Source organism: Nonomuraea sp. NPDC004702 (genome assembly GCF_053601695.1).
Genome location: NZ_JBSGCE010000012.1, coordinates 170,330 through 183,211 on the forward strand (window position 1 = coordinate 170,330; position 12,882 = coordinate 183,211).

Consider the following 12,882-nt stretch of genomic DNA (forward strand, 5'->3'; position numbering starts at 1 on the left):
TCACAAACCTATCGAGTGCTCGGTTTTCTGGTGAACACTGATGCCGTGGAACTCGACGAACTGATCGCCCGGCTCGACCTCCCCACCAAGATCCGCCTGCTCACCGGGGCCGGCATGTGGTCCCTTCCGCCGATCCCCGAGATCGGTCTCGACCGGCTCGTGATGAGCGACGGCCCGATCGGCGTCCGCGGCGAGCAGTGGACGTCCGCCGACCCGTCGATCGCGCTGCCCAGCCCGACCGCGCTCGCGGCCACCTGGGACGTGGAGCTCGTCCGGCGGGCCGGCGCGCTGCTGGCCCAGGAGGCCCGGCGCAAGGGCGTGCACGTGCTGCTCGCGCCCACGATCAACCTGCACCGCTCCCCGCTCGGCGGCCGGCACTTCGAGTGCTTCTCGGAGGATCCGTACCTGACCGGCGAGATCGGCGCAGCCTACGTCGAGGGCGTGCAGGAGGGCGGCGTGGCCACCACGCCCAAGCACTTCGTGGCCAACGACTTCGAGACCGACCGCTTCACCGTGGACGTGCGGGTCGACGAGAAGACGCTGCGCGAGGTGTACCTGCGGCCGTTCGAGCGGGTGGTGCGGGCCGGCGCGTGGGGGCTGATGACGGCCTACAACGCGGTGAACGGCACCACCATGACCGAGCACTCCGCCCTGGTCAACGGCGTGCTGAAGGACGAGTGGGGGTTCGACGGGCTCGTCGTGTCCGACTGGACGGCCGTGCGCAGCACCGAGGCCGCCGCCCTCGGCGGCACCGACGTGGCCATGCCCGGCCCGTTCGGCCCGTGGGGGGACAAGCTGGAGGCCGCCGTCCGGGAGGGACGGGTGCCCGAGTCGGCGGTCGACGACAAGGTCCGGCGCGTCCTGCGGCTGGCCCGGCGCACGGGCGCGCTCGGCGGCGGCGAGGACCGGCCCGCCCCCGGCGTCATCGACGGACTCGCGCTGGCCCGCGAGGTGGCCGCGCGCGGGTTCACCCTGCTCACCAACGACGGCGTGCTGCCGCTGCGGGACGTGCGCACGCTCGCGCTCATCGGCTCGGCGGCCGGCGAGGCCCGGGTCATGGGCGGCGGCAGCGCCCAGGTCTTCCCCGACCGGATCGTCTCGCCGCTGGCCGGGCTGAGCGCGCTGGAGGGCGTGGAGGTCCGGCACGCCGTCGGGACCGACCCGCGGATCCGCCTGGCGCCGCTGGCCTGCCCGGTCGTGGCGCAGTTCCTCGACGCGGGCGGCGGCCTGCTGGCCGAGCATCCGCTGGCGGCGGCCGAGGCGCGGTGGGTCGGCCAGCTGCCGCCGGACGTGGACGGCGAGCGGCTCGGGGCGGTGCGGCTGCGGGCGGCGTACACGCCGGGCACGTCGGGCCGGCACGAGCTGTCGGTGGCGGGCGTGGGCGCCTTCACCGTCACGGTGAACGGCGAGACCGTCCTCGACGTGACGATCGAGCCGGAAGGGGGCGATCCGGCGGCCGCGTTCCTGTCGCCGCCGGAGCGGCGCTTCGCCGTCGAGATGGCCGCGGGCGAGTCGTACGAGCTGAGCGTGACGCATCCGGCGGGGGCCTTCGGGGGCATGGCGTTCGTGGCGTACACGCTGGGCCACGCCGACCCGGCGCCGGGGGCGGACGAGCTGATCGCCGAGGCCGTGCGGGTGGCGGCGGACAGCGACGTGGCGGTGGTCGTGGCCTCGACCACGCCGGAGGTCGAGAGCGAGGGCTTCGACCGCGAGACCCTGGCGCTCCCCGGCCGCCAGGACGAGCTGATCCGCGCCGTGGCCGCGGCCAACCCGCGCACGGTGGTCGTGGTCAACGCGGGCTCGCCGGTGGAGATGCCGTGGGCGGACGAGGTCGCGGCCGTGCTGCTGACCTGGTTCCCCGGGCAGGAGGCCGGGTCAGCGCTGGCCGACGTGCTGTCGGGCCGCGCCGAGCCCGGCGGCCGCCTGCCCACCACCTGGCCCGCCACGCTCGCGGACGCCCCCGTCACGGACGTCACCCCCGTGGACGGCGCTGTGGCCTACGACGAGGGCGCGTTCATCGGGTACCGGGCCTGGGAGCGGTCGGGGCGGGCTCCGGCCTTCTGGTTCGGCCACGGCCTCGGCTACACGACGTGGAGCTACGACTCCATCGCCGCCGAGGGCACGACCGTGACCGTCGCGCTGACCAACACCGGCGACCGCTTCGGCCGCGAGGTCGTGCAGCTCTACCTCTGCCGGGGCGCCGACCGCCGCCTGGCCGGGTTCGACGTGGTCGAGGCCGGGCCGGGAGAGACCGTGATCACGACCGTGTTCCTGCCCGACAGCGCCTTCCAGGTGTGGGAGGACGGCTGGCGCACGGTCGAGGGCGAGTACACGCTCCAGGCGTCGCACCACGTCGCGGACCCGAGGCTGTCGATCACGGTGAAGATCTAGCGACAAAGGCCGGTCGCGTTTTCCATAGTGCACCAGTTGGTTTGTATCCTTCTGAGCATGGCAAAGTCCGAGGATCCAGAGAAGCCGGGGCGCATCAAGCAGCTCCGCATGATCGCGCAGATCATCAAGCAGGCCAATCCCAAGGGGATGCCGATCGTCTTCCTCTCGGCGGTGGGCACGCTGGCTGTGGTCGTCGTGATCGGCCTGGTCACGGACTACCTGTGGTATTCGGTGTTCATCGGCGTCCTGGCCGCGCTCACCGTCGGGCTGGTCGTCTTCGGCCAGCTCGCCCAGAAGGCCCAGTACTCGATCCTGCACGGCCAGACCGGCGCCGCCGCCGCGGTCCTGCAGGGCATGCGGGGCAACTGGCAGGTCACCCCGGCCATCGCCGTCAACCGTGACCAGGACCTGGTCCACCTCGTCGTCGGCTTCCCGGGGGTCGTGCTGGTCTCCGAGGGGCCGGGCAACCGGGTGGCCAAGATGCTCGCGGCCGAGAAGAAGCGGGTCGCGCGCGTGGTGCTGGGCGTCGAGATCTACGACATCCAGTGCGGCGACGGCGAGGGCCAGGTGCCGATCGCCAAGCTCCAGCGGCACATCATGAAGCTGCCGCGCAACCTGAAGAAGCCCTCGGTCAACGAGGTCAAGGACCGGCTGCGCTCGCTGCCGAAGAACCTGCCGATGCCCAAGGGCCCGATGCCCAAGGGGGCCCGCATGCCGCGCGGCCCGAAGATGCGCTAGTGCTGTCGGTCTCCTCGCGGGCCAACCGCCACTGGTGGGACGGCAACGCCGACGACTACCAGGTCGAGCACGGCGGCTTCCTGCGGGACACCGGGTTCGTCTGGTGCCCCGAGGGCGTCGACGAGGCCGAGGCGCATCTCCTGGGCGAGGTGCGCGGCCGGCGGGTGCTGGAGATCGGCTGCGGCGCGGCGCAGTGCGCGCGGTGGCTGGTGACGCAGGGGGCCCGGGTGGCCGCCTTCGACATCTCCCACCGGCAGTTGCGCCACTCCCAGCGCATCGACCTCGACACCGGCCTGCGCGTGCCCGTGGCGCAGGCCGACGCCGAGTCGCTGCCGTACGCGTCCGACGCCTTCGACCTGGCCTGCTCGGCGTACGGGGCGCTGCCGTTCGTGGCCGACCCGCTGGCGGTCTTCCGCGAGGTGCGCCGGGTGCTGCGGCCGGGCGGCCGGTTCGTGTTCTCGGTGAGCCACCCGATCCGGTGGGCCTTCCCCGACGATCCCGGCCCGCGCGGGCTCACCTCCGACCGCTCCTACTTCGACCGCTCGCCCTACATCGAGCGGGACGACGACGGCACCCCCTCCTACGTCGAGCACCACCGCACGATGGGCGACTGGATCGGCCTGCTGGCCGCCTCCGGGCTGACCCTCACCGGCCTGCTGGAGCCGGAGTGGCCGCAGGGGCACGAGCGGGCGTGGGGCGGCTGGAGCCCGCTGCGCGGCCGGCACATCCCCGGCACGGCCATCTTCACCTGCGCGAATACCTAGCCGCCAGGGCCGCGAAGACCTCCTTGGGCTCCCAGCGGGTCTCGTCGAGCATCCTGACCACGCCGTAGGAGCCGAGATCGTCGGCGCCGCGCCGGTTGTAGGCGGCGAAGGTGAACCAGAACGCGGCCGCCAGGCCCTCGGCCTCGAAGACGTCGAGCAACTCCGCGAAGTAGCGGACCTGCTCGCCCTCGTCGGGCACGGCCCCCTCGGGCACCAGGTACGCCGAGCCGCCCCGCTCCCCCGCGCCCTTGTAGGCGCAGGTGCCGAACTCGGTGGCGGCCACCGGCTTGCCGTGGGCGAAGTGGGCGCGCACCTCCGCGGGGAAGTCGGCGGCGTTGTGGGCGGCGCGGTAGGCGTCGACGCCGACGATGTCGAAGGGCGTCCAGTCGACGAACTCCCAGGGGCCCGACGCGTACGTGAGCCGGCCGCCGAACCGGGCCCTGACCGCCGCGGCGGCCTCGGCCAGGAAGGCGTTGAAGCGGGGCGCGACGTCGGCGGCCGTCGTCTGCCACCAGGCGAGGTCGGCCGTCGTCATGGCCTGCAGGCGCTCGCCGTACGTGGCGCCGGGGATGAAACCGTGGCAGAACGCGCTGGTCTCGCACCCGGCGACCAGCACCACCTCGGCGCCGGTGCGGCGCAGGGACTCGGCGCGCGCGGCGCAGTCGGCGTAGAGGGCGACGGCCTGCTCGGGGGTGGCGTCCACGGGGAAGGGCGCGAACCACACCTCCAGACCGGCCGCCGCGGCCCGCTCGGCCGCGACGGAGAGCCGGTCGGGATCGCCGCCGGAGACGCGGACGGCCGTGCAGTGGAGCTCGTCGGCGATCACCCGCATCTCGCGGGCGACGACGTCGGGATCGAAGGTCCGGCGGCTGAGCTGCGGGCCGTTCAGAAACCCGGTGTCATAGTTAATCCCTTTTATCACTATTTTTCCCCTTTTATGGATGAAAAGCCGTTTTCGAGGAGATCGAAGGCCGTCTCGACGTCGTCCGCCAGCAGCCGGCCCGCCTCCTCCAGCGAGCCCCCCGAGGCGAGCCGGTGGAAGAACGCCTCCTGCAGCGTGGTGATCGTGGCGGTGATCTGGGCCGCCATGAGCTGGGCGGTCAGGTCGCCCGCGGGCGCGCCCACGGCCTCGCCCAGCGCCGCGGCCAGCGCGTGCCGCTCCCCCGCATGGGTCTGCTGGACGGCCGCCAGCAGCGCCGGGGTGGCCGCGATCACCCGGACGCGGGTCAGCAGCCCCTCCACGTCCACGTCCCGCGCCCCCTGGGCGGCCATCGTCCGGTAGTGCTCGCGCAGCGCGCCGAGCGGCGAGACGCCCGGCGCCCGGCCCGCCACGATCGCGGCCGTGTCCTCCGTGACGCCGTCGAGGGCCAGGCACTCCTTGCTGGGGAAGTACGCGAACAGCGTGACCTTCGCGACCCCGGCCGCCTCGGCGATCTCGTTGACCGTCACCGCGTCGTAGCCGCGCTCGGCGAACAGCCGCAGAGCCGTCTCCGCGATGCGCCGCCGCGTCTGCTCCTTCTTGCGCTCCCTGAGCCCCGCCATCATGACTCCACGATAACCGTACCGGGTAGGAAAACAAACCCGGTACGGTTTCCTACTCCGCGGTGCTCATCGGCGCGCGGGCGGCCAGCCCGGCGGTGGCGGCGAGCATGGCGGCGCTCAGCGCGAAGACGCCGAGCACGCCGGTCGCCCCCGCCACCACGCCCGCCACGGCGGGCACCAGCACCTGACCCAGCCGGTTGCCGGTCAGGCGCAGCGCGAGCGCCGTGCCGCGCTCGCCGGCCCGCGCGCGACCGGCCACCCAGGACAGCGTCAGCGGCTGGCCCAGCCCCAGCGCGAACCCCATCAGCGCGACCACCGGCACCGCGGCGGCCGGGCCGCACAGCGGCAGCGCGGCGACGGTGACCGCGGCGGCGACGGTGCTGGTCACCAGGACGGCGCGGCGGCCGTACCGCAGGGCCAGGCGTTCCATGGCGAGCCTGCTCGCCATGGTGGTGGCGGCCCGCAGCGCCAGCAGCGCGCCGACCGCGGCCACCCCGGCGCCGCGGCTCTGCCCCCAGGCCGGCAGGTACGCCAGCACCAGGTCGATCGTGGACACCGTGGCCAGGCTCGTGACCAGGGCCTGCCACATGCCCTCCTGGCCGAGCGTGCCGCGCAGCGGGAAACGCCGGACGGCGGCCCGCCCGCGCGCCGGGCCCGGCCCGTCGGTCCACAGGCTCGCCAGCCCCGCCACCAGCCCGAACCCGGCCGCCACGACGAGGGCGGGCCCGACGCCGGCCGCACCCCCCGCGTCGCCACCGGTGGCGAGCGTGCCGCCCGCCACGAGGGCCGCGGCGGACGGCCCGGCGAGCTGGCCGAGCGAGGTGAACACGGTGAAGCGCGCGTAGGCGCGGTCGTGGCCCCCGGCGGCCACCCGGTTGGCGATGACGGCCTGCTGGGCGACGACGGACAGCAGGTGCCCGAGCCCGAACAGCGCGTTGAGCAGCACCAGCGTCCACAACGAGCGGGCCACGGCCAGGGCCAAGGCGCTGCCGGTGATCAGCGCGGCGCCCAGCAGGGCCGCGCCGCGCTCGCCGGAGGCGTCCACCCAGCGCCCGACGGAGACGGCCGCGAAGAGCGGGAGCACCGAGAACCCGGCGGTGATGAGCCCGATGCCGAGGTTGCCCGCGCCGATCTCGATGGCCCGGTAGCTGACCATCGGACGGGCCGCGAACGTCGCCGCCTGCACGCACACCGCCGCCACCATGAGCGGGCCGAACCACCGGCCCGCCCCGGCCCGGCGGGTCGTCACATCCGGACGACCATGGTGTTGGACACCCGGTCGTGCACCCCGCGGTGGTCACGGTCCCAGATCAGGGCCGGCAGGGCCAGGCCGAGCAGGACGGTGCGCACCAGCACGGGCAGCAGGCGCGGGGCGCCGCCGTCCATGGCGGCGACGCGGACGCCGGCCAGCCGGTGGCCGAACGTCTGGCCCATGAAGCCGACGAGCAGCAGGTATTGGAGCGCGAACACCAGCGCCGGCGCCCACGGGGACTCGGCCGGGTTCATCCTGAGCAGCAGCTGCACGACGACCCAGGTGCAGATCATCCAGTCGATCACGAGCGCGGCGATCCTGCGCCCCCACCCGGCGACCGATCCGCTGCCCTCCTCGGGCAGCCCGAGACGCTCACCCGGGTATCCGAGGTCGATCCCGGCGGACCGGATGCCGCCCAGCCAGGTCTGCGTCCACCGAGGCTCGTTGCTGCTCATGCCGTCAACGGTATCCGGCCCCCGGGGCGGTCGGCATCGTGACCCAACCGCGCTCTGCCCTCGCCATCATGGTCGCCATGCCACACGGGGATGACCTTGACGCGCGCTTCAACGAGGTGATCGCGCAGATCGACGAGGGCGAGCGCCGCAGGATGCGCTCATCCGCCGCCAAGGGGGCCAAGGAAGGCGTGACGCGGCAACGCGCGCCACGCCCGCCGCGGCGGGACCGCTTACCCGCCGATCACGTGCCGGTCGGCCACGGTCCGCGCCGGCTCGGGCGCATGTCGGTCGCCCTGATCGCGTTGTGCGCGATCGTGGGCGCCGCGGGGCTCGTGGTCACCTACCGCCCCGACCTGCTCGGCGGGAACCCCGGCCTGGAGGCCCTGTCCCTGCCCGCGAACCCCGTCGACGCGGACGACCCCTTCGCCGGCTCGCCCGCCGAGCGCTACGCCGACGGCGCCGCGGGCCTCGTGATGCCGGCGGCGAAGGCGCTGGGCGGCCTGTCGAAGGCGGAGGTGGCCAAGGGCCTGGAGCGCACCCGCGCCCTGCTGGCGGCGGCCCTGCTCGACCGCGAGACGCTGCTGGGCGGCAGGCCCAAGGCGTTCGCCGGGCTGCTCGACCCCGACCAGCGCGAGGAGTTCTCCAAAGAGCTGGGCGGCAAGAAGTACGACAGCCGGCAGATGGTGCACAGCTTCGCCCCCGGCAGCGCCGAGCTCGCCACCGACGTGGTCAAGATCAACGGCATCGCCCGCCTCGGCACCTTCCGGGAGGACGGGCTGCACGGCGTCAAGGTCGACGTGAACTACCTGGCCGTCTACGCCGTGCGCCGCCCCGGCGTGCCGGCCACCACCATGCGGCTGGTCTCGCAGCTCACCGGCGAGGTGCAGCTCTACCGCTCGGACGGCAAGCCCGCCGTGTACGTGGACTGGGGCATGAGCAGCACCCCGGCCGACTGCGACATCGACGACGGGTTCGTCCACCCCGTCTACGAGGACGACCCGCCCGGTTCCGTCGCGCCGACGGGCCCGGCCACCGACCCCTACGACCTGGACGTCCGGCCGGATTTCGACGGAGGCTGCGACACGTCCCAAGGGACGTGACCCTGCGTAACACATGCGAAACAATCGAGACACCGTACGGAAACGGCCGCGACCTAGCGTCGGCATGATGGCCAGTCCCTCAGGGAGGTTCGAGAGTGTTCAACTCCGCCGACGACGTCCTGAAGTTCATCAGTGACGAAGGGGTGCAGTTCGTCGATGTCAGGTTCACCGACCTGCCGGGGACGACGCACCACTTCACCTTCCCGGTCGAGAACTTCGGCGCGAACGTCTTCACCGACGGGCTCATGTTCGACGGCTCGTCCATCCGCGGCTTCCAGGCGATCCACGAGTCGGACATGCTGCTACTGCCCGACCCGTCCAGCGCGGTGCTCGACCCGTTCCGCCAGCACAAGACGCTCAATCTCAACTTCTTCGTGCACGACCCGCTGACCGGCGAGGCCTACAGCCGCGACCCGCGCAACGTGGCGCGCAAGGCCGAGGAGTACCTCAAGGGCACCGGCATCGCCGACACGGCCTACTTCGGCCCCGAGGCCGAGTTCTACATCTTCGACGACGTGCGCTTCGAGACGAAGGCGAACGCCGGCTACTACTACATCGACTCCATCGAGGGCGCCTGGAACACCGGCAAGCGGGCCGAGGGCGGCAACCTGGGCTACAAGCCGCGCTACAAGGGCGGCTACTTCCCGGTCCCGCCGATGGACCACTTCACCGACCTGCGTTCGGAGATGGTGCGCAACCTCATCGAGTGCGGCATCGACGTCGAGATGCAGCACCACGAGGTCGGCACGGCGGGCCAGGCGGAGATCGACTTCAGGTTCGGCACGCTGCTCAAGACGGCCGACAACCTGATGCTCTACAAGTACGTCATCAAGAGCACCGCCCTGGAGTACGGCCACACCGTCACGTTCATGCCCAAGCCGATCTTCGGTGACAACGGCTCCGGCATGCACTGCCACCAGTCGCTGTGGAAGGACGGCTCGCCGCTGTTCTACGACGAGGTCGGCTACGCGGGCCTGTCCGACACCGCCCGCTACTACATCGGCGGCCTGCTGCGGCACGCGCCGTCGCTGCTGGCCTTCACCAACCCGACGGTCAACTCCTACCACCGCCTGGTCCCGGGCTACGAGGCCCCGGTCAACCTGGTCTACTCCCAGCGCAACCGCTCGGCCTGCGTGCGCATCCCGATCACGGGGTCCAACCCGAAGGCCAAGCGCATCGAGTTCCGCGTGCCCGACCCGTCGTGCAACCCGTACTTCGCCTTCTCGGCGATGCTGATGGCGGGGATCGACGGCATCCGCAACAAGATCGAGCCGCCGGAGCCGGTCGACAAGGACCTGTACGAGCTGCCGCCGGAGGAGGCCCGCCAGGTGCCGCAGGTGCCCGGCTCGCTGCCCGAGGTGCTCGACGCGCTGGAGGCCGACCACGACTACCTGCTCGAAGGCGGCGTGTTCACGCCCGACCTGATCGAGACCTGGGTGTCGTACAAGCGGGAGAACGAGGTCGACCCGATCCGCCTGCGTCCGCACCCGCACGAGTTCGAGCTGTACTACGACGTGTGAGGCCGCGGTTCTCCCCTCGGGAGAACCCGGAACGAAGGGGGCCCGGCGCCGATGACGGCACCGGGCCCCTTCTCGCTCACTCCCGCGCAACGGAGCCACCGCGCCCTTCAGGCCGGTCGATCGCCTTGCCCAGGAAGGTCGCCTGGGGGGCCTCTCCACCGCCGACGACGAGGCTTCGCCGAGCGGCCGCGTAGTACGCGTCCCGCGCCTCGTCGACCCGGCGGACCGCCGGACCCCACGACTCCCAGTCGTCGGTGAGGCCCCGGGTGAAGTCGTTCAGCCGCTCGATCGCCCCGCGCCACGCGCGGGCCGCCTCCACGGTGGCCGCGTCGCCCAGGAGCAGAACGCCCTCCCACGTCCTGGTCCGGCGGTCCTCCGCCTCCGCGTAGAGGCGGCCGACCTCCTCGGCGTCGATCGGCTCGCTGCGCGACCCCGGCCGCTTTCTCGCGGTCGCCCTGTGTGCCAGGACCGACAGATCCTTGAGCGTGCCGGCGTACTGCATGTAGGCGTCGAGACGCTGGGCGTCCCATCGTGTCCGCAGCTCCCGGTTCCATCGAGCCCGGTCGGCCGCTCGGGTCGTGGCCAGCGTCGCCAGGGCGCCGACGACGACGCCAAGCAGCGCGGGCAGCTGGGCGAGCAACTGGCTCATGGGGAGAGCGTGGCAGCCGTTCCGCGGCCCCGCAACGGCCCGTTGGAGGGCTCTGGCGGGGGTCGGCGAACGCGGTTACCTTGATCCCAGATCACGCAACCGGCCATCGGCCGAACGCGCCCGAAGGATCTGGAGGACCGTCATGAGGATCAGACGAGGGCTGTTAGCCACGGTGCTGGCCGCCGGCGCGCTCTGTCTCGGTTCGACCCCGGCTCACGCCATCCCGCCGCCGCCGCCCGGTGGCGACCTCCTCGTCGTCTTCGCCTACTTCAACGGCGACCAGCTCGTCGGCCAGCGCTGGTTCGGCTGCGGCCAGCCCGCCGGCGAGTGGGGCGTCCTGTCGGGCACCCAGAAGGTCTACTTCACGCCCTGCTGAGCCGTGAGCGGGGACCGCCCCGTGGTCAGAAGTCGAAGCGGGGCGCCGACGCGGTGAGGATCTCCGACTTCGGCGACACCGGCCACAGGGCGGTCAGCTCGTCGTAGAGGGCCGTGGCCAGGCGTTCGACGTCCGCGCGGGCCGTCTCGTGCAGGGCCTCGGCCACGATGAGCACGTCGGTGGTGGTGTCGCGGACCGCCGACAGGCCGCTCTGCCGGTTGGTCCAGCGGCGCGCGTGCGCCTGGTCGTCCGCGTCGGCGAAGATCACTTCTCCGGCGGCCGGGTGCTCCGTCTCGCCGGAGAAGGTCAGGTACGTCTCCTCGCCCGAGGCGTACCGCACCTCGACGAAGCCGGAGACGCGGGAGACGTCGAACACCGCCACCGGCACGGCGAAGGCGATCGAGACCGCGTTGCACAGGTCGATCAGGGGATGCAGGCGCGGCAGTGCGCCCTCCTTCCTGAAGCGGCGCAGCAGCGACTCCGACGCGCACCGGTACTGCGTCGGCTTGAGCCCCATCCGGGTGAACGCCCGCCGCCACGCCTGGATCTCGGGCAGCTCGCTCTCGGGCGCGGCCCGCCGGGCGGCCAGGTCGCCGTAGCGGGCCACCTGGTCGTCGACGCGGGCGGCGGCGTCGACGCCCGCCACGTGGAGCGCGAAGGGCACCAGGTCGGGGAAGTCCCGCCAGATGTCCGCGGAATGCTGGAAACGCACTGTCACCTCGCCGGTCGTCTGACTCGTGCGCCTCACGATACTGCGGCGGCCTCCCGCCGTCCCCGCGCGGCATGCCGGGCGCGGGCGGCGGCCAGGGCGTAGCAGCCGAACGTCGCCGCCGTCAGGACGGCCGCGGCGAGCAGGGGCCGCCCGACGATGCCCAGCACCGCCACGCCGAGGGTGGCGCCGACCTGGCGGGAGGCGTTCAGCACGCCGCCCGCGGTGCCGGCCGTGCCGGCGGGGGCGGCGTTCACCATGCCCGCCATCAGCGCCGGGAACACGAACGACAGCCCGAACCCCATGACCACCAGCCAGGGCGCGAGCACGTCGGTGAACGCCACCCCCGCCAGACCGGTAGCGAGGAGGGCGAGACCGCCCAGGATCGGCGGACGGGGGCCGTAGCGGGCCACCAGGCGGCCGGTGAGCAGCGGGTTCACCGTCATGGGCAGGGTGAGCGGCAGGAAGGCGAGCCCGGCGGCGACCGGCGACAGGTGGCGGGTGTCCTGGAGGAGGAGGGTGAGCACGAACAGCGCGCCGGAGAAGGCGAAGTTGGCGACCGTCCCGGCCAGCAGCTCCGGCCAGGTGGCGGCGAGCAGGCCGCCGGGCAGGGCGGGGGCGTGGCTGCGGCGCTCCACCAGCACCAGCGCCACCAGGACGGCCACGGCCAGCCCGGCGGCGAGCGCGGAGCTGTCGATCAGGGCCTCGGCGACCAGGCCGAGCAGCACGCAGGCCAGGGCCTGGACCTGCCAGTCGATCCGCCGGGAGCCGCGCGGGGAGGCGACGTTCCGCATGATCAGCAGGCTGAGCACGGCGAAGGGCACGTTGACCAGGAAGACCGCGCGCCAGCCGGACAGTCCGACCAGGAGGCCGCCGAGCAGGGGGCCGGCGGCCAGCGCCGAGCCGGTGACGGCCGCCCACAGGCCGGTGGCGCGGGCACGGGCGGCGGGCGCCGGGAACATCTCGGCGAGCAGCCCGAGCGAGCCGCCGGTGCACAGCGCCGCGGCCACGCCGAGCAGCGCGCGCAGCACGACCAGCACGCCGAGGTCCGGCGCCGCCGCGCTGAGCAGCGACAGCGCGCCGAACAACGCCACCCCGGCCTTGAAGACGCGGGCCGCGCCGAACCGGTCGGCCACGGCGCCGGCGGTGAGCAGCGACGCGGCGAAGGCGACGGTGTAGGCGTTGACCGCCCACTGCTGCCCGGCCAGCGAGCCGCCGAGGGAGGCGCGCAGGTCCGGCAGCGCGATCGTCAGCACGGTCGTGTCGAGGATCACCAGGAAGTAGGCGAGGGAGAAACCGAACATTCGCATGCCCACAGCCTGGTCAAACGCCGCTTTCCGCCTCAACAGGCGGCGCCGTACGGGGCATTCGGGAAAACCTTATGCT

General features: G+C 73.0%; 13 protein-coding genes. 6 read left to right on the plus strand and 7 right to left on the minus strand.

Annotated features, from left to right (window positions below; genetic code table 11):
- The first annotated feature begins 45 nt into the window (after window positions 1-45).
- From ACWEJ6_RS17955 to ACWEJ6_RS17965, 3 genes are read left to right on the plus strand one after another with little or no spacing between them, the layout of a single operon-like run.
- The gene (locus ACWEJ6_RS17955) at window positions 46-2,391 is read left to right on the plus strand and encodes a glycoside hydrolase family 3 C-terminal domain-containing protein (protein WP_452424725.1); all 2,346 of its coding nucleotides are present in this window, start codon (window positions 46-48) and stop codon (window positions 2,389-2,391) included.
- Window positions 2,392-2,448: 57 nt separating this feature from the next.
- Entirely contained in the window at window positions 2,449-3,129 is a 681-nt protein-coding gene (locus tag ACWEJ6_RS17960) for a DUF4191 domain-containing protein (RefSeq protein ID WP_352323051.1), read from the plus strand.
- A complete protein-coding gene (locus tag ACWEJ6_RS17965; protein ID WP_452424727.1) occupies window positions 3,129-3,893 on the plus strand; it encodes a class I SAM-dependent methyltransferase in 765 nt (254 codons plus the stop codon). The genes ACWEJ6_RS17960 and ACWEJ6_RS17965 overlap by 1 nt, the downstream gene beginning before the upstream one ends.
- Here ACWEJ6_RS17965 and ACWEJ6_RS17970 read toward each other — a convergent pair.
- From ACWEJ6_RS17970 to ACWEJ6_RS17985, 4 genes are read right to left on the minus strand one after another with little or no spacing between them, the layout of a single operon-like run.
- The gene (locus ACWEJ6_RS17970) at window positions 3,874-4,815 is read right to left on the minus strand and encodes a hypothetical protein (protein WP_452424729.1); all 942 of its coding nucleotides are present in this window, start codon (window positions 4,813-4,815) and stop codon (window positions 3,874-3,876) included. The genes ACWEJ6_RS17965 and ACWEJ6_RS17970 overlap by 20 nt on opposite strands.
- A complete protein-coding gene (locus ACWEJ6_RS17975) occupies window positions 4,815-5,438 on the minus strand; it encodes a TetR/AcrR family transcriptional regulator (RefSeq protein ID WP_452424731.1) in 624 nt (207 codons plus the stop codon). Before ACWEJ6_RS17975 ends, ACWEJ6_RS17970 begins: the two co-directional genes overlap by 1 nt.
- Window positions 5,439-5,487: 49 nt before the next feature.
- Window positions 5,488-6,684: an MFS transporter gene (locus ACWEJ6_RS17980; RefSeq protein ID WP_452424733.1), complete on the minus strand. Its 1,197-nt coding sequence runs from the start codon at window positions 6,682-6,684 to the stop codon at window positions 5,488-5,490.
- Window positions 6,681-7,142 (minus strand): RDD family protein, encoded by a 462-nt coding sequence (locus ACWEJ6_RS17985; RefSeq protein WP_387666068.1) that lies wholly within the window; start codon window positions 7,140-7,142, stop codon window positions 6,681-6,683. The genes ACWEJ6_RS17980 and ACWEJ6_RS17985 overlap by 4 nt, the downstream gene beginning before the upstream one ends.
- Before the next feature lie 77 nt (window positions 7,143-7,219).
- On the opposite strand from ACWEJ6_RS17985, the gene ACWEJ6_RS17990 reads away from it, so the two are divergent.
- Both ACWEJ6_RS17990 and glnA read left to right on the plus strand, forming a co-directional pair.
- Window positions 7,220-8,242 carry a hypothetical protein gene (locus tag ACWEJ6_RS17990; protein ID WP_452424735.1) on the plus strand — a complete coding sequence of 341 codons (1,023 nt, stop codon included), beginning with the start codon at window positions 7,220-7,222 and terminating at the stop codon, window positions 8,240-8,242.
- Window positions 8,243-8,337: 95 nt separating this feature from the next.
- The gene (gene glnA, locus ACWEJ6_RS17995) at window positions 8,338-9,762 is read left to right on the plus strand and encodes a type I glutamate--ammonia ligase (RefSeq protein ID WP_352323044.1); all 1,425 of its coding nucleotides are present in this window, start codon (window positions 8,338-8,340) and stop codon (window positions 9,760-9,762) included.
- Window positions 9,763-9,838: 76 nt separating this feature from the next.
- Here the strand turns inward: glnA and ACWEJ6_RS18000 are convergent, their stop codons facing one another.
- Entirely contained in the window at window positions 9,839-10,411 is a 573-nt protein-coding gene (locus tag ACWEJ6_RS18000; RefSeq protein ID WP_452424737.1) for a hypothetical protein, read from the minus strand.
- A 142-nt stretch (window positions 10,412-10,553) separates the two neighbouring features.
- Here ACWEJ6_RS18000 and ACWEJ6_RS18005 point away from each other — a divergent pair, with 142 nt between their 5' ends.
- On the plus strand, window positions 10,554-10,787 hold the full coding sequence (locus tag ACWEJ6_RS18005) for a hypothetical protein (protein ID WP_452424739.1): 234 nt from the start codon (window positions 10,554-10,556) through the stop codon (window positions 10,785-10,787).
- A gap of 25 nt (window positions 10,788-10,812) precedes the next feature.
- Here ACWEJ6_RS18005 and ACWEJ6_RS18010 read toward each other — a convergent pair whose 3' ends face one another.
- Together ACWEJ6_RS18010 and ACWEJ6_RS18015 are read right to left on the minus strand one after the other, a co-directional pair.
- On the minus strand, window positions 10,813-11,535 hold the full coding sequence (locus ACWEJ6_RS18010) for a B3/B4 domain-containing protein (protein WP_452424741.1): 723 nt from the start codon (window positions 11,533-11,535) through the stop codon (window positions 10,813-10,815).
- Window positions 11,532-12,806, minus strand: a complete 1,275-nt coding sequence (locus tag ACWEJ6_RS18015; protein ID WP_452424743.1) for an MFS transporter — start codon at window positions 12,804-12,806, stop codon at window positions 11,532-11,534. Before ACWEJ6_RS18015 ends, ACWEJ6_RS18010 begins: the two co-directional genes overlap by 4 nt.
- Window positions 12,807-12,882 lie beyond the last annotated feature (76 nt).